This window comes from Pseudoalteromonas sp. J2K-J599, from assembly GCF_059295115.2.
Window position 1 is genome coordinate 3328653 of record NZ_CM200271.1, and the last position, 15595, is coordinate 3344247.

Consider the following 15595-nt stretch of genomic DNA (forward strand, 5'->3'; position numbering starts at 1 on the left):
TTATGCGTCTGCTGAAGCCTGGTCAGCTTGCGCAGTACGTTGTTGCATGTATTGTGCAAATAACGCATCAAAATTAACTGGCGCAAGGTTAAGCTGTGGGAAAGTACCACGGTTAACAAGGTTTGAAACAGCTTCACGTGCATATGGAAATAATACGTTAGGACAAAATGCACCTAGCATGTGCGCAAGTTGCACTTCTTCAACTTCAGCAATAGTAAAAATACCTGCTTGTTGAATTTCACATAAGAACGCAGTTTCTTCACCAATAGATGCAGTTACAGTTAGCGCTAAAACAACTTCAAATACACCTTCGTCCAACTTGTTTGAGCGTGTATCTAGGTCTAGCTTAACTTCTGGTGTCCATTCTTTTTGAAAGATGGCCGGAGAGTTTGGCGTTTCAAACGATACATCTTTAGTGTAAATGCGTTGAATGGTAAATTGTGCGCCAGCTTCTGCAGCTGCTACGTTTTGATTTTCTTCGTTCATTGTTATTCCTAACTTGTTCGTTATTATAATTAAATTAAGCGTTTAGCTTAGCGTCAAGTTTACCTTGCGCTTCAATAGCCATCATGTCGTCGCAGCCACCGATATGTTCATCATTAATAAAAATTTGCGGTACTGTGCTTGCACCACCTGCTTTGGCAATCATTTCATCGCGTAGCTCAGGCTGCACACCAATATCATAATTTGTGTATTCAACGCCTTTGCTGTTTAAAAGCGAAAGAGCACGCTGACAAAATGGACAATACGCCTTGGTGTATAAAACAACATTACTCATAATAAATCCTCTATCGGCCTAGCTAAACTGATTAGCGACCTGTTGTAGTTGGTAAGCTGGCAGATTGCCACGCACCCATGCCACCTGCTAATAAGTAAACTCGTTCAAAACCAGCTTTACTCATAGCGGCTGCAGTACCTTGGGCAGTCATACCTGTAGTACATACAACTATAATGGGTTTAGTCTTGTACTTTTCAAGGCTTGAAAAGTCAGATTTTTTCGCATTCTCTGGGCTTAAGTGCTCAGCACCAGAAATACGCCCTGCATTAAACTCTTTTTGCGCACGTATATCGATTACTTGACCGTCATCACGGTTAATAAGTAACGTAAGCTGCTGGGGATTTATTTGACGAACAGCTGAAAGCTTACTTTTTATCCAGCCACTAACAATAAGGAAAACAATACCAACCCAAGCAAGGCTTAAAATGGGATGATTTGTAATAAATTCAATATATTGATCCATTCTACTTCCACTATGAAATTATGTTTTAAAACGTGATGTTTTAATTATTTTGTACTTTAGCCACGCAAGTATACCCAAACCAACCTAAAATGCGAGTTTAGGAGCACTTAGAGACGTTTAAAAAACGATAAAGCCCCCCATATATAGTTAACAGAACTCTGGATAATAAATCTATTTCAAGCAGAGTTCATGTTAGTCAATAAGGTATAAGTAAAAATATTTAATATCTTGTTTTCAATGCTGATCCTAGCTTAAAAACACGGTATGCTAAAACCACGCTAATAAACCTTTTTAGGTGCACAGTATCCATCAACAGATACTAATTTTCAGGAGCTATTATGACAGAGCATAAAAAACCACTGGTATTAATGATTTTAGACGGTTGGGGACACCGCGAAGATACGCAAAGTAATGCTATTCTTGCAGCTAACACACCTGTATTAGACGACTTATGGGCCACCCGCCCACACACATTAATATCTGCTTCGGGTTTAGATGTTGGTCTTCCTGATGGTCAAATGGGTAACTCAGAAGTTGGTCATGTAAACTTAGGTGCAGGGCGCATTGTGTATCAAGATTTTACCCGTATCACCAAAGCAATTAACGATGGCGAGTTTGATTCAACCCCAGCCTTAGTTGAAAACATAGACAAAGCAGTAAGTGCTGGTAAAGCGGTTCACATAATGGGTCTTTTAAGCCCAGGTGGTGTGCATAGCCATGAAGATCATATAGTTGCAAGTATTGAGCTGGCGGCAAAACGTGGTGCTAAAGAAGTCTATTTCCATGCATTTTTAGACGGCCGTGACACACCTCCACGTAGCGCAAAAGCATCAATCGAACGAATTGAAGCGTTATTTAGTAAACTTAAGTGCGGACGTTTGGCATCACTTATTGGCCGTTACTACGCAATGGACAGAGACAACCGTTGGAACCGTGTAGAAAAAGCTTACAACGTAATGACGCTCGCCGAAGGCGACTTTAATTTTGATAATGGTGTTGAAGCACTTAATGCAGCGTACGAGCGCGACGAAAACGACGAGTTTGTAGCAGCTACGACTATTACGCCAACAGGTGCCACTCCGGCTTCAATAAACGATGGCGACACCGTTATTTTTGCTAACTTTAGAGCAGATAGAGCCCGCGAAATTACCCGCGCTTTTGTTGAGCCTGAATTTGATGGTTTTACTAAAAAAAGAACGCCAGAGCTTAGCGCATTTGTAATGATGACAGAGTATGCAGCCGATATAGACGCACCTGTTGCATTTGGACCTACACCACTAATAAACGTACTTGGTGAATGGTTTGAAAAAAATAATAAAACACAGCTTCGTATTTCAGAAACCGAAAAATACGCACACGTTACGTTTTTCTTTAGTGGCGGACGTGAAAGTGAATTTAAAGGTGAAACACGCGAGCTAATTCCTTCGCCGCAAGTAGCAACCTACGACCTACAACCTGAAATGAACTCAGAAATGCTAACCGACAAACTAGTAGAAGCAATTAAAAGCGGTAAATACGATGCTATTATTTGTAACTACCCTAATGGCGATATGGTTGGTCACTCAGGTGTATTTGAAGCTGCTGTTAAAGCTTGTGAAGCTGTAGATAGCTGTATCGGACGTGTTGTTGATGCACTAGAAGAGTTTGGTGGTGAAGCACTAATTACAGCCGATCATGGTAATGCTGAGCAAATGGCTGATCTCAAAACTGGCCAAGCACATACTGCCCACACTAGCGAACCGGTGCATTTTATTTATGTAGGTCGCGATGCAGAGCCAATGCAAGGTAAAGCCTTAAGTGATGTAGCCCCAACAATGCTTCACTTAATGGGTATGGAGCAACCAAAAGAAATGACTGGTACGCCTATCATGATGTTGAAATAACACATGAATAAACGTATTAACCGGTTAATTAAGTGCGGTTTGATACTAACTTCATTAGTGGCTGCATCTGCAGTTGCTAATGAAGATCGTACTAAAAAAGATTTATCAGAGGTTCAAAATGCACTTGAGCAAAGCCAAGCTGAATATAACGCCCAAAGAAAAAAAATAGCGTCGCTACAAAAAAATCTAAAAAGCCATGAACTCGATATAGCTAAAAATGCTAAAGCACTTAACATGGCAGAGCAATCCGTAAAAGAGACTAAAACACAGCAAAAAGAGTTACAAAGTAAAGCCGATGAGCTTGATAAAAAACACACTCAGTTTCAGAAAATTTTAGCCGCGCAACTCAAAAGTGCCTATATGGCCGGTGGCGACGACTACTCTAAAATGCTGTTGAATCAAGAAGACACAGCCAAGTTTGAGCGCACACTTAGCTATTACAATTACTTAAATAAAGCCCGTATTGAACAAATCGAAGATCTAAAAGATCTCCAACAGCAAATAGTACAAAACCAAGAAGAGCTTGTTAAAACACAAGAAAAACTAGAGCTTTTATTTGATGAACAAAAAAGGCGTCAAACTGCATTACTTAATGCGCAAAGTGAACGCCAAGCAAATCTTAAAAACTTACAAGCTCAGCTCAACAGCACTAAAAGCTCAATAAATTATTTAAAAGAAAACCAACAAACTTTAGTAACAACGATTAAAGAGCTCGAAAAAGAAAAAACACAAAAAATAGAATTACTTGGCCTAAATAAGAGCAAGGGAAAATTAGACTGGCCGAGCAAAGGCAAGTTAGAGCACACATTCGGCCAACGTAAACATGGTGGTATTGATTGGAAAGGCGTATTAATTGGTGCAAAAGAAGGTACTAATATTAATAGCGTGCACAACGGCCAAGTTGTATTTGCCGATTGGCTAAAAGGCTATGGGTGGGTAATTGTTGTAGACCATGGTGAAGGTTTTATGAGCCTATATGGCCACGCTCAAACGCTACTAAGAGATGTAGGAGATATGGTACGTGAAGGCGAAACCCTCGCTTTGGTAGGCCAAAGCGGCGGACAGGCAAGTTCTGGTCTATACTTTGAAATACGCCACAAAGGACGCGCAGTAAATCCTGTAAAATGGTGCAAACGTATTTAATTAGATAAATCGCTGCACCGCCCTGGAGCAGCTGATGACAACTAAAAAACACACAATAAATACCGTTAATAAAAAAAGTGCAGACTTTTATATAAGTCTGTACTTGCTTGTATTACTAACCCTAATTACCTTTACTAGTAATGCACTAGCAAGCTCAATTAAAGATCTTAAAAGACAACAAATAGACGAAATACTCTTTAACATTCATACCTATTACGTTGAAGATCTCACCTTACAAAATAGCCACCATATTAAATATAACAACCAGCAGTTTGAGCGTTTATATTCAAAACTCGACTCCTATTCTAAGTACTTAAATGAGTATGAATTAGCCTCATTATTTGATAACACAAATGGTCGTTACACAGGTATTGGTATAGAAGTTAAAAACATAGACGAGAATATGACTATTGTTAACGTGGTTAATAATTCGCCCGCAAAAGCGGCAGGTATTTTACCAGGCGATATTATTGTAAGTGTAAACAACAACTCAGCCCAAAACCGTACTATCGACGAAGTAGCAACACTAATAAGAGACAGTGAATTTTCGAATATAGATATAATTGTAAATCGCGATAACAATAAAAACCCACTCACTTTTCATGTTACACGTCGCCAAATAAACCTCGAAAGTGTAACAAGCGAACTTTTAGATTTTGGAACTGGCTACATAGCTATCAATAACTTTTCTAACCACACATTACATGAAGTTGCACTACAAGTTGCCGCCCTGCAAAACCATTTTGGCTACCCACTTAAAGGCTTAGTAATTGATTTACGTGATAACCCAGGGGGGACATTACAAAGCGCAGTGGCTGTATCAGACCTATTTTTACAAAGTGGCACTATAGTGACGACTAAAGGACGTTTTTACGATGCCAACCAAGCATTTTATGCAAAGCGTGGAGACATTCTAAAAAATGCGCCCATAGTTGTACTTATAAACGAAAATTCAGCCTCTGCAGCCGAAATACTTGCAGCAGCACTTAAAGATAATAAACGAGCAACCATTGTTGGCAGCCAATCTTTTGGGAAAGGCTCTGTACAATCACTTATTCCACTCGGTGATGGCAATACCGCATTAAAGCTCACCACAGCGAAATACTTCACACCATTAGGTAAATCGATTGATGGAATAGGAATAACCCCAGATGTGGCGGTTAATCAAACAAACCTTTCACAAAGTAATAAAGCCGTTATAATAAAAAATGAACACACTAACAATAATGCGCAATTACTTACTGGTAATCTAACCGATTTACAGTTGGTTAAAGCCAAACAATTACTCAGCATGCAATAGCTTGCATAAGCTGTATAAATAAAGCTAAAAAGATAATAAAAACTATAAACGTGAAAATAATAAAATGGCTAACATTAGCTATTTGTTTTAGCTCTGCAACAATTAGCGCCAAGCAAATAGCAATAGTGATAGACGATATAGGCTATCATCAACGGGACTTAGAGTTCCTTTCCTTACCTGGGCAATTGTCGTATTCAATTTTGCCCCATACCCCTTATTCGCAAATTTTTGCAACACTTGCCAGTCAATCAAATAAAGAGTTATTGCTTCATGTGCCTATGCAAGCACTTAACGGTAAAGAACTAGGGCCTGGTGCGCTTACTTTAAATATGAATAAAGAGCAGCTTCAGCAAACTCTTGGAACCGCTCTCGCTAGTTTACCGCAAGTTAAAGGCGTTAATAACCACATGGGCTCAGCGCTTACGCAAAAAAGCCAAGCTATGAAGTGGACAATGGAAGTACTTAAAAAGCGTCATTTATATTTTTTAGATAGTCGCACAACCGATTTGAGCCAGGCACAAAATGCCGCTAACTTTTTGGGTGTTGCTAATATTAGTCGCCAAGTGTTTTTAGACAACATAACTACACCAGAACAACTGCAGCTAAGGCTTGAAGAGTTAAAACAATTAGCCATTTCCCATAGCTTTGCCATTGCAATTGCTCACCCCTACCCTGAAACCATCGAGTTTTTACGCCATGCCTTACCAGAGCTAACTAAGCAAGGTTTTGAACTCGTACCGGTTTCGCAATTAGTTGAACGTAAATACATTCAGTTAGCGCATGCTGAGGGAAAAGGAGTGAGTGCTCGGTAATATAAGCTTTAAATAATGCTATATCCGAATAATAAACTAATACCAATTCGCTTAATTAAGTGGTCTATTTTGAGGGCGGAAAAACGTGTTGATAGCTAGGCAAAAATTCGCTATTTAGTTGCTCTAAATGAGAATTTTTTAACGCAGGTAGCGACACGTTTAGCCCCGCAAAATGATTAAGTATTATTGCGGATTGGTATAACCATTCAATAATGCAGAGTATCGGTATTACTTAATTAGATATTTTATCGTTGGGTTTCGCTTCGCCCAAACCAACCTACTCAAAAGCAAAAAGCCCCGCATTTTCATGCAGGGCTTTTTAAATTTTGCTGCTTGAGCAATATTAGCTCATAGCGCTTTGTAATTTTTTCATCGCTGTTTTTTCAAGCTGACGAACACGCTCAGCAGATACACTGTACTTTTGTGCAAGCTCCTGAAGGGTTGCTTTATCATCAGACAACCAACGAGCGCTAACAATATCTTGCGAACGCTCATCTAGTGTTTTAAGTGCGCTAAATAAACGGGTATGCGCTTGCTCTTTCCACTGCTCTTGTTCAACGTCGTCAGCTAAGTCAGCTGCGCCATCTGTTAAATACTGTACTGGAGAGTATGTACTTGTTGGTGCATCGTCGTTATCGTCACCAGTTAGGTCAAAGCCCATGTCTTGGCCGCTCATGCGCGATTCCATTTCACGTACTTCTTTTTCACTCACACCTAGCTCGCTAGCAACAGTGCTAACCTCAGCTTGGTTGAACCAGCCTAAACGCTTTTTGTTTTTACGAAGATTAAAAAACAATTTACGTTGCGCTTTAGTGGTTGCAACTTTAACTATGCGCCAGTTTTTAAGAACAAACTCGTGAATTTCGGCTTTAATCCAATGCACTGCAAACGACACTAAACGTACACCCACTGTAGGGTCAAAACGTTTAACCGCTTTCATCAGGCCTATATTACCTTCTTGGATAAGGTCAGCTTGTGGTAAGCCGTATCCCGAGTAGCTTTTAGCAATATGTGCTACAAAGCGTAAATGCGACATAATGAGTTGCTTGGCAGCACTAAGATCGCCTTCTTCCTGAAGTCTTTTAGCAAGTTCTTGCTCTTGTTCAACTTTAAGCATAGGAATAGTGCTTACCGCTTGAAGGTAACCGTCCATGCTTGCGCTTTGTTGTCCGACTGTAAGTGCCATTGCGTATAAATCTTTACTCATTTTTCACCTCGGTGATAAACATTTGAAACTATCTTAGCACTCTTTCTCTAAGAGTGCTAACCCCAATTTAAAACTTTTTAAAAGTATAAATCAAGCAGTTTTTAGTATGTGTTTAGTCTACTACAAGCGACTGAATAAGTGATGAATTGAGGGATTGCAGCCAATTAACCTAACCGCATCACCTTATTTACAACTCATTACTTTATGGGAGGATAGTACACAAATATGACAGTTTTAATAACGGGAGGTACAACCCAGTCCGATACGATACGCATATCAAGCTGGGTTGGTTCACTTATAGTTTGCAGGGTTTTTTATACTTTATCGGGTTCTATTTCTTTAATATATCGATTTACAGAAAGGTACGAACCTACAAATCCTAAGCTTGTTGCAAGTAACACTAAAAAGCCGAGTTCATTAAGCGATAATCCTATTAACGAAAAGCTTGTTTGATACACCCCCGCCACACTGCTCACAGCGCTTGAAAGCCACCACATCATCAGTCCTACGCATATAAAGGCAAACAAACCACCTATTACACCATACCAAATACCGGTCCACAAAAATGGGGCATGTATAAAGGTGTTCGTTGCGCCTACTAGCTTCATTACTTGTATTTCTTCTTTTTTATCCATGATCGACAAACGAATGGTGTTACCAATAATAAGTGTCACTGAGGTAAGTAGTAATAATGCGATGGTTATTACACTTTCTTTAAGTAAATCTAGTAATGCATTTAAACGCTCTAACCAGGCTATATCGAGCTTACCAAAATCAACTTCACGTTCACTTTCTAATTTAGTTAGCAGTACTTTAGCGGCATTTGGGTGTCTGTGACGTTTTGTTGGAGTAACGAGCACCACATCCGGTAATGGATTTTTATCTAAATACTCCAAAGCTTGCCCAAAGCCAGATACGTCTTTAAATTCAGTTAATGCCTGTTGTTTTGAAATAAACTCAACACTTTCCACTTCTGGGTAAAGTGCTAAACGCTTTACTAATGTTTGCGTTTCTTGCTCGTTCATACTTTCTTTAACGAACAACGATATTTCACTCGCCTCCTCAAAGCCACTACTCACTTGCTGTACGTTTTTAACGACTAAGTAAAGTGTTGCAGGTAACGTTAGGCTCAAACCAAGTACAGCGATAGTCATCATAGATGCAAGCGGCGTGCGCCACATTTCACCTAAGCTATGCACACCTTGGCGAAAAATATTAATAATAAAAAAATAACTGCCAGCTAATACTGATTTTTTTTGCTTGTCATTACTATTTTGGCGACCTTTAAAAAGTAAACTCATAGTGCCCCCTCAGCAAGCGGGTCTTGAAGCATACGGCCATCTTTTAAGGTTAAGCTGCGATACTTCATACGTGCAACCAAACCCAAATCATGCGTTGCGATAAGAACAGTGGTACCGTGTTTATTAAAGTCTTCAAACAACTTGAGTATTTCCATTGAAAGCTCTGGGTCAAGATTACCTGTTGGTTCATCAGCTAGTAAAATTGGTGGGGAGTTTACAATAGCTCTGGCAATACCAACACGTTGTTGTTCGCCTCCAGAGAGCATTGAAGGATGACATTTCACTTTGTCAATTAGGCCTACCTTGTCAAGCGCGCCATGGACCCGTTTAGCTATTTGCTTATGGTGAGTCCCCTCAATAATGAGAGGTAATGCCACGTTATCAAAAATAGTGTAGCGCTCTAATAACCTATGATTTTGAAAAATAATACCTATATCACGACGAGCATAAGGAATTTGACGCGAGTTTACTTTGTTTAAATCAACACCGTTGATAAATACACTACCTGCTGAAGGACGTTCCATTAAGCTAATTAACTTAAGCAACGTACTTTTACCCGCACCACTGTGGCCAGTTAAAAAGGCAAGTTCACCCGGTTTAATATGAAAATTAACTTTTTCGAGGGCGCGGTGCCCTCCAGGATAGGTCTTACTTACTTGCTGAAAATTTATCATCTTTTTATTATGCCAACTCCATTAACACATTAATGAAATTAGTATTCCTCGCAATTAAAAAGGGAGCTAGCTCCCTTTTTTGGTAAATTAAACGTCGTCCTCATCTTGGCTAAATAACGCATCAATAAAATCATCGCTTTTAAAAGCGCGTAAATCATCAATACCTTCACCAACACCAATGTAACGAATTGGAATATTAAACTTATCTGCAACCGCAAAAATAACACCACCCTTTGCAGTTCCATCAAGTTTTGAAAGCGTAATACCAGTTAAACCAACACATTGATTAAACAGGTTTACTTGGCTAATTGCATTTTGCCCTGTGCCTGCATCGATAGTTAACATCACTTCGTGCGGCGCATCAGGATCAATCTTTTTCATTACACGAGCTATTTTTTCAAGCTCTTGCATTAAATTATCTTTATTTTGCAAGCGTCCAGCTGTATCAGCAATTAACACGTCTATATTACGTGCTTTAGCCGCTTGGAATGCATCAAACACAACTGATGCACTATCTGCACCTGTATGCTGTGCAATAACGGGAATGCTGTTACGTTCACCCCAAACCTGAAGCTGCTCAACAGCTGCCGCTCTAAACGTATCACCAGCAGCCAGCATAACCGACTTACCTTCGTTTTGAAATTGCTTAGCCATTTTACCAATAGTCGTTGTTTTACCAACACCATTTACGCCTACCATTAAAATAACAAACGGCTTTTTATCTTCGCTTATGACTAAAGGCTGTTCTGCCGTTTTAAGCATCGCAGCCATTTCTTGTTTCATTAACTCATAAAGCGCATCACCATCTTTTAACTGTTTACGGTTCGCTGCATCAGTTAAACGATCAATCAACTTCATGGTGGTATCAACGCCTAAATCGGCGGTGAGTAATTGAGTTTCAAGATCTTCAAATAATTCGTCGTCTATTTTTTTTCCACTAAAAATAGACGCAAAACCAGAACCTATATTAACGCGAGTCTTTAACAAGCCTTTTTTAAGACGAGAGAAAAACCCTTCTTTTTTTGGCTTTTCGGCTTTTTTAGCTTCTTCAATTGCAAGTTCTGCTGTGATACGTTCTTGTTCTAAACGCTCATTTTCTGCTTTTTCAGCTACAATACGTTCTTGCTCTAAACGCTCATTTTCTGCTTTTTCAGCCGCAAGGCGTTCTTGCTCTAAGCGTTCATTCTCTGCTTTTTCAGCTGCAAGGCGTTCTTGTTCTAAACGCTCGTTTTCTGCTTCTTCAGCTGCAATACGTTCTTGCTCTAAGCGTTCATTCTCTGCTTTTTCAGCTGCAAGGCGTTCTTGTTCTAAACGCTCATTTTCTGCTTGTTCAGCTGCAAGGCGTTCTTGCTCTAATCGTTCATTCTCTGCTTTTTCAGCTACAAGGCGTTCTTGCTCTAAGCGCTCATTTTCTGCTTTTTCAGCTGCAATACGTACTTGCTCTAAGCGCTCATTTTCTGCTTTTTCAGCCGCAATGCGTTCTTGCTCTAAAAGCATCTGCGCTTCTTGTTCTGCTAAGCGCTTCGCTTGCTCTTGCCTTTGAGCTTCAGCGTCCGCTTGTTCTTTTGCTAATAACTCAGCATTCGCTTGCTCTATTGCAAGCTTTTCGGCTTTGATCGCCTCATCTTGTTTTTCAAGGCGTATTTGCTCTAGTCGCTCAGCCTCTACTTTTTCTGCCGCTAATCGTTCTTGCTCTAAGCGCATCTCTTTTTCTTGATCGGCTAAACGTTGCGCATGTTCTTGTCTTTGCGCCTCGGCATCTGCTTGCTGTTTTGCAAGCAATTCAGCATTGGCCTGCTCAATGGCAATTTTTTCCGCGTTTTCAGCACGCTGGCGTTCTTGTTCTAAACGCTCTGTTTCAGCCTCTGCTTTTAACCGTTCAGCTTCAGCTTGCTCCTGCGCTAGTTTTTCTTGCTCTAAACGTGTTGCTTCAATTTTTTCAGCAGCGATACGCTCTTGCTCTAAGCGCTCTGTTTCAGCCTCAGCTTTTAAACGATCAGCTTCAGCTTGCTGCGCTAGTTTTTCTTGCTCTAGCTTCTGCGCCTCTTCTTGCGCTAATACTTGTTGTTTATCAGCTGCTGCTTTTTGCTCTGCTTCTTTTTTATCTGACTTGCCAAAACCGAGCCACGACATGAATTTACTTTTTTTTGTCATACTTGCTAATAACCACTTATAAAAATCTGATAAACTAAAATTTGAAATAGCTTGGCAATGCCCAGCAATAGTTGCTAATAAATACAACCATTCAAAACGTAAGTGTTCAATAGTAACACTTTTAATGCGGTTGAAAAATGAAGCTACACGTAATCGCCCATAATATTATCTGAGCTAGATACCATATACCATTTTTTAGTGAGCTAAATGAGAAAAAAAACAACGCAAAATAAAGCTACTAACAAGCCCAGTGATGGCTTTATTAGAGTGATTAGTGGTCAATTTCGAGGCCGTAAACTCCCTGTTAAAAACGTAGAAGGCTTGAGACCTACTACCGATCGAATTAAAGAAACTGTATTTAATTGGCTAATGCAAGATACGCGTGACGCAAATGTACTTGATTGTTTTGCAGGTTCTGGTGGATTGGGATTTGAAGCACTGTCTCGATTTGCTAAAAGCGCTACATTTATCGAACTCGACTCATTAGCCGCTAAGCAATTAGAACAAAACATTAGCACTTTAAAGCTCGACAACGCATACGTTAAACATACCAATTCGCTCTCCTTTTTAGAGCAAAAAAACACAAACAAAGCCTTTAATCTTGTATTTGTTGACCCACCATTTCGTAAAGATTTAGCGCAAACAACCTGCGATTTATTAGAAAAAAACCAATGGTTAAGCAACGACGCATTAATTTATGTTGAAGTAGAGGCAGAGCTAGCCGCCTTAGAAACACCAACCAACTGGTTGTTAATTAAAGAAAAAAATGCGGGGCAAGTACTTTGCCAACTGTACCAGCGCCAAGCAAATTAATACTGTTTAACGTAATGCGTTTCTGTTAATATTGTCCTTTACATGTGGTGTTGCTTCGGATTACAATACCGCACCATTTTTGAACCACTTGATCAATGTTTGATCAACTTGAGCAACGCTCATAATTTAGGTAGGTGAATTTTTAATGCCAGTAATTAAAGTAAGAGAGAACGAACCGTTTGACGTAGCACTTCGTCGCTTCAAGCGTTCATGTGAAAAAGCAGGAATCCTTTCAGAAGTTCGTCGTCGCGAGCACTATGAAAAACCAACAGCTGAGCGTAAGCGTAAAAAAGCTGCTGCAGTTAAACGTCACATGAAAAAACTTTCTCGTGATAACGCTCGTCGCGTTAAATTATACTAATATATTAGGTCTTGTATAAATGAGCCTTTTAATAACGCTAAAAGATGCGCAAAAAGATGCGATGAGAGCTAAAGACAAGCAACGTCTTAACCCTATTCGTATGGTACTTGCTGCAATCAAGCAACGTGAAATTGACGAGCAAATAACGCTAGACGACGCAGGTATTGCCTCCGTTATAGTGAAGCTTGTTAAACAACGTCGTGACTCTTACACTCAGTACAAAGATGCTGGGCGTGATGATTTAGCTGATATTGAAGCCAATGAAATAGTAGCGCTTGAAACTTTTTTACCTCAACAATTGAGTGAAGAAGAAATAATTGCTCTCATTGACGCGGCTATTGCTGATACTAATGCAGCAGGTATGCAAGACATGGGTAAAGTAATGGGTATAATCAAAAGCAAAGCTGAAGGTCGAGCCGATATGGGTAAGATTTCTGGTTTAATTAAGCAACGATTAACTGCCTAATACTCCCACATACATTAAAGTATGATTGAAGTAAACCGAGCCTAGCGCTCGGTTTCTTTGTTTTTAACTTTAATAAAAAGTACACCGATTAGGTTACTTTGAAATGAAATTTTTTATAGCTTCCCTATTTATTTCGCTGTCATTTTGGTAAGTTAAAGCACACTATATTTTGCATCAAGCAAGTATAAAAAAGTAAATTTCATATTCGTTCTTCTTCTTATTATTTCAGGACTGTATTTTACTAATGGCCGGAAAGATCCCACGTAACTTTATAGACGATTTACTTGCCAGAACCGATATTGTCGACCTGATAGACTCAAAAGTAGGTCTAAAAAAAGCAGGTAAGGATTATCAAGCTTGCTGCCCATTTCATAACGAAAAATCTCCCTCATTTACTGTATCGCAAGACAAACAGTTTTATCACTGCTTTGGGTGTGGCGCTAATGGTAATGCAATTTCGTTTGTAATGGAGTACGAAAAGCTAGAGTTTGTAGATGCTATTGAAGAAATAGCTAGCATGCTTAACTTAGAAGTACCTCGAGAACAAGGCGCAAATTCAGCACCAGAGCGTACGGCTGCGCAAAAGCGCTCCGATTACGACTTAATGCTTCATACTGCTCGCTTTTATCAGCACCAATTAAAACACCATAGTAATTCTGCTGCTGTTATTGAGTATGTTAAAGGCCGTGGTTTAAGCGGTGAAACTGTTAAAAAATTTATGATTGGCTACGCTCCCAGTGAATGGGATGGGCTATGCCTACAGCTTGGTCGTAATAAAGAACAAAAAGAGCAATTAGTTGAGCTAAAGCTAGCTTCAGAAAAAACACCAGGCAGACAATTTGATTTTTTCCGCGATCGCCTAATGTTCCCTATTCGCGATAAACGCGGACGCGTTATTGCATTTGGTGGGCGTGTAATGCAAGCCGACCAAGGGCCAAAATATCTAAACTCGCCAGAAACCCGAATTTTCCATAAAGGCTTTGAGCTTTATGGACTTTACGAAGCAAAGCAAGCCCATAAAAAACTTGATCATGTAATGATTGTTGAAGGTTATATGGATGTTGTTGCCTTAGCTGAACAAGGGATTGAATATGCAGTTGCATCACTGGGGACAGCAACAACAAGCGAGCACATGCACACTTTATTTAGAACTACTGATAAAGTAATCTGTTGTTACGATGGCGACAGGGCTGGCCGTGATGCAGCTTGGCGGGCACTTGAAAATGCACTCCCTTATTTAAACGATGGTAAAGCACTACAATTTGCATTTTTACCAGATGGCGAAGACCCTGACTCGCTTGTACAAAAAGAAGGTAAGGAGCAATTCGAATTGCGCCTAAGCCAAGCAGATGACTTTACCAAAGTATTGTTTAATAAATTAAGCCAAGAAGTTGATTTAACACTCGATTCAGGAAAAGCTAAACTTCTTAGTGCAGCACTTCCACTAATTGAAAAAATTCCAAGTGAGTTTTATCAAGAAAACATTCTTGAACAATTAGGACGCTTAATTGGCAGAACGCGTGAGCAGTTGAATAGCCGTTTAAAAACGCCTAAACAGCAACACTCTATTGAACGTAAATTTAAAATAACACCTATGCGCCAAGCTATCGGTATATTGATCCAGCACCCTAATTTAGCTAAAAGTGTGCCGTATTTACCTGAGCTTGCACAAATGAACATTGCTGGCATAGAGCTGTTATTACGATTGCAAGAACAAGCTTTAGAAAAAGAAAATGTGACCACTGCGCAACTGCTCGAGTTTTTTCGAGGAACTGAAGATTACGAGCCATTAATCAAGCTTGCAACGTGGCAACATGAGATAAATGAAGAACGTTTAGAGACGGTTTTTAAAAATACTTTCAAGTTTATTGAAGATCAGTGTTTAAATTATCGACTCGAGACCCTATTAATAAAGGACAAGACGCAAGGCCTTAGTAGCGATGAAAGGCTTGAGTGTCATTTGTTAATGACAGCGTTAAAAGCGACTAACAGCTAGGGTCTGTTTATCTTTCGAGGTTAAGTTTACAGCAGTGTGTTTGGTATTTAGACAAGACAGAGCCTATGTAGTGTGGTTATTCCACATATATAGGCGATAACGCAGCATAATTCCAAACACGCTGCCCTTTGGGTTCGACCCAAGGGAGGTTTACTCTTTTGTTGCTCGGTTTTTACTTAGCCCACTAGGTTACAAACCTCGCGCCGCGATTAAACCACCCTTGGATAGAACAAACTTTAATCCT

General features: G+C 39.7%; 15 protein-coding genes. 8 read left to right on the forward strand and 7 right to left on the reverse strand.

Annotation, left to right across the window (positions count from 1 at the left end; all coding sequences use genetic code 11):
* Genes secB through AC5NT5_RS15005 form a run of 3 tightly spaced genes read right to left on the reverse strand, consistent with a single transcriptional unit; the run spans position 1 to position 1241 of the window.
* Positions 1-486, reverse strand: a complete 486-nt coding sequence (gene secB / locus AC5NT5_RS14995; protein WP_002957782.1) for a protein-export chaperone SecB — start codon at positions 484-486, stop codon at positions 1-3.
* A 34-nt stretch (positions 487-520) separates the two neighbouring features.
* Positions 521-778, reverse strand: a complete 258-nt coding sequence (grxC, locus tag AC5NT5_RS15000) for a glutaredoxin 3 (protein WP_002957783.1) — start codon at positions 776-778, stop codon at positions 521-523.
* Positions 779-809: 31 nt separating this feature from the next.
* A complete protein-coding gene (locus AC5NT5_RS15005) occupies positions 810-1241 on the reverse strand; it encodes a rhodanese-like domain-containing protein (protein WP_002957784.1) in 432 nt (143 codons plus the stop codon).
* A gap of 338 nt (positions 1242-1579) precedes the next feature.
* On the opposite strand from AC5NT5_RS15005, the gene gpmM reads away from it, so the two are divergent.
* The 4 genes from gpmM to AC5NT5_RS15025 are packed head-to-tail and all read left to right on the forward strand — an operon-like array spanning position 1580 to position 6379.
* The gene (gpmM, locus tag AC5NT5_RS15010) at positions 1580-3124 is read left to right on the forward strand and encodes a 2,3-bisphosphoglycerate-independent phosphoglycerate mutase (protein ID WP_494513865.1); all 1545 of its coding nucleotides are present in this window, start codon (positions 1580-1582) and stop codon (positions 3122-3124) included.
* A 3-nt stretch (positions 3125-3127) separates the two neighbouring features.
* Positions 3128-4267 (forward strand): murein hydrolase activator EnvC family protein, encoded by a 1140-nt coding sequence (locus AC5NT5_RS15015; RefSeq protein WP_024603730.1) that lies wholly within the window; start codon positions 3128-3130, stop codon positions 4265-4267.
* Positions 4268-4301: 34 nt separating this feature from the next.
* Positions 4302-5567 carry a S41 family peptidase gene (locus AC5NT5_RS15020; protein ID WP_494513864.1) on the forward strand — a complete coding sequence of 422 codons (1266 nt, stop codon included), beginning with the start codon at positions 4302-4304 and terminating at the stop codon, positions 5565-5567.
* A gap of 50 nt (positions 5568-5617) precedes the next feature.
* Positions 5618-6379, forward strand: coding sequence for a divergent polysaccharide deacetylase family protein (locus AC5NT5_RS15025; RefSeq protein ID WP_024597557.1), 762 nt, complete (start codon positions 5618-5620; stop codon positions 6377-6379).
* Positions 6380-6722: 343 nt separating this feature from the next.
* Here AC5NT5_RS15025 and rpoH read toward each other — a convergent pair whose 3' ends face one another.
* From rpoH to ftsY, 4 genes are all read right to left on the reverse strand, one after another.
* A complete protein-coding gene (rpoH, locus tag AC5NT5_RS15030) occupies positions 6723-7586 on the reverse strand; it encodes an RNA polymerase sigma factor RpoH (protein WP_002957791.1) in 864 nt (287 codons plus the stop codon).
* Between the two features lie 314 nt (positions 7587-7900).
* A complete protein-coding gene (gene ftsX / locus AC5NT5_RS15035) occupies positions 7901-8887 on the reverse strand; it encodes a permease-like cell division protein FtsX (RefSeq protein WP_165744576.1) in 987 nt (328 codons plus the stop codon).
* Positions 8884-9561: a cell division ATP-binding protein FtsE gene (gene ftsE / locus AC5NT5_RS15040; protein WP_002957793.1), complete on the reverse strand. Its 678-nt coding sequence runs from the start codon at positions 9559-9561 to the stop codon at positions 8884-8886. The genes ftsX and ftsE overlap by 4 nt, the downstream gene beginning before the upstream one ends.
* A gap of 87 nt (positions 9562-9648) precedes the next feature.
* A complete protein-coding gene (gene ftsY / locus AC5NT5_RS15045; protein ID WP_494513863.1) occupies positions 9649-11715 on the reverse strand; it encodes a signal recognition particle-docking protein FtsY in 2067 nt (688 codons plus the stop codon).
* A gap of 207 nt (positions 11716-11922) precedes the next feature.
* Here ftsY and rsmD point away from each other — a divergent pair, with 207 nt between their 5' ends.
* The 4 genes from rsmD (at position 11923) to dnaG (ending at position 15351) form a co-directional block, all read left to right on the forward strand.
* A complete protein-coding gene (rsmD, locus tag AC5NT5_RS15050) occupies positions 11923-12528 on the forward strand; it encodes a 16S rRNA (guanine(966)-N(2))-methyltransferase RsmD (RefSeq protein ID WP_182682564.1) in 606 nt (201 codons plus the stop codon).
* A 145-nt stretch (positions 12529-12673) separates the two neighbouring features.
* Entirely contained in the window at positions 12674-12889 is a 216-nt protein-coding gene (gene rpsU / locus AC5NT5_RS15055) for a 30S ribosomal protein S21 (RefSeq protein WP_002957797.1), read from the forward strand.
* Positions 12890-12908: 19 nt separating this feature from the next.
* Complete coding sequence (locus AC5NT5_RS15060) at positions 12909-13355, forward strand: GatB/YqeY domain-containing protein (RefSeq protein WP_494513862.1); 447 nt, start codon at positions 12909-12911, stop codon at positions 13353-13355.
* Between the two features lie 244 nt (positions 13356-13599).
* The gene (dnaG, locus tag AC5NT5_RS15065; protein WP_494513861.1) at positions 13600-15351 is read left to right on the forward strand and encodes a DNA primase; all 1752 of its coding nucleotides are present in this window, start codon (positions 13600-13602) and stop codon (positions 15349-15351) included.
* Positions 15352-15595: the final 244 nt, after the last annotated feature.

Bases quoted from the DNA above. Each gene is read 5' to 3' on its own strand.
- rpsU (WP_002957797.1), top strand. From the start codon at position 12,674: ATGCCAGTAATTAAAGTAAGAGAGAACGAACCGTTTGACGTAGCACTT.
- rsmD (WP_182682564.1), top strand. From the start codon at position 11,923: ATGAGAAAAAAAACAACGCAAAATAAAGCTACTAACAAGCCCAGTGAT.
- AC5NT5_RS15020 (WP_494513864.1), top strand. From the start codon at position 4,302: ATGACAACTAAAAAACACACAATAAATACCGTTAATAAAAAAAGTGCA.
- ftsX (WP_165744576.1), bottom strand. From the start codon at position 8,887: ATGAGTTTACTTTTTAAAGGTCGCCAAAATAGTAATGACAAGCAAAAA.
- ftsE (WP_002957793.1), bottom strand. From the start codon at position 9,561: ATGATAAATTTTCAGCAAGTAAGTAAGACCTATCCTGGAGGGCACCGC.
- secB (WP_002957782.1), bottom strand. From the start codon at position 486: ATGAACGAAGAAAATCAAAACGTAGCAGCTGCAGAAGCTGGCGCACAA.
- gpmM (WP_494513865.1), top strand. From the start codon at position 1,580: ATGACAGAGCATAAAAAACCACTGGTATTAATGATTTTAGACGGTTGG.
- grxC (WP_002957783.1), bottom strand. From the start codon at position 778: ATGAGTAATGTTGTTTTATACACCAAGGCGTATTGTCCATTTTGTCAG.
- dnaG (WP_494513861.1), top strand. From the start codon at position 13,600: ATGGCCGGAAAGATCCCACGTAACTTTATAGACGATTTACTTGCCAGA.
- rpoH (WP_002957791.1), bottom strand. From the start codon at position 7,586: ATGAGTAAAGATTTATACGCAATGGCACTTACAGTCGGACAACAAAGC.
- ftsY (WP_494513863.1), bottom strand. From the start codon at position 11,715: ATGACAAAAAAAAGTAAATTCATGTCGTGGCTCGGTTTTGGCAAGTCA.
- AC5NT5_RS15060 (WP_494513862.1), top strand. From the start codon at position 12,909: ATGAGCCTTTTAATAACGCTAAAAGATGCGCAAAAAGATGCGATGAGA.
- AC5NT5_RS15015 (WP_024603730.1), top strand. From the start codon at position 3,128: ATGAATAAACGTATTAACCGGTTAATTAAGTGCGGTTTGATACTAACT.
- AC5NT5_RS15005 (WP_002957784.1), bottom strand. From the start codon at position 1,241: ATGGATCAATATATTGAATTTATTACAAATCATCCCATTTTAAGCCTT.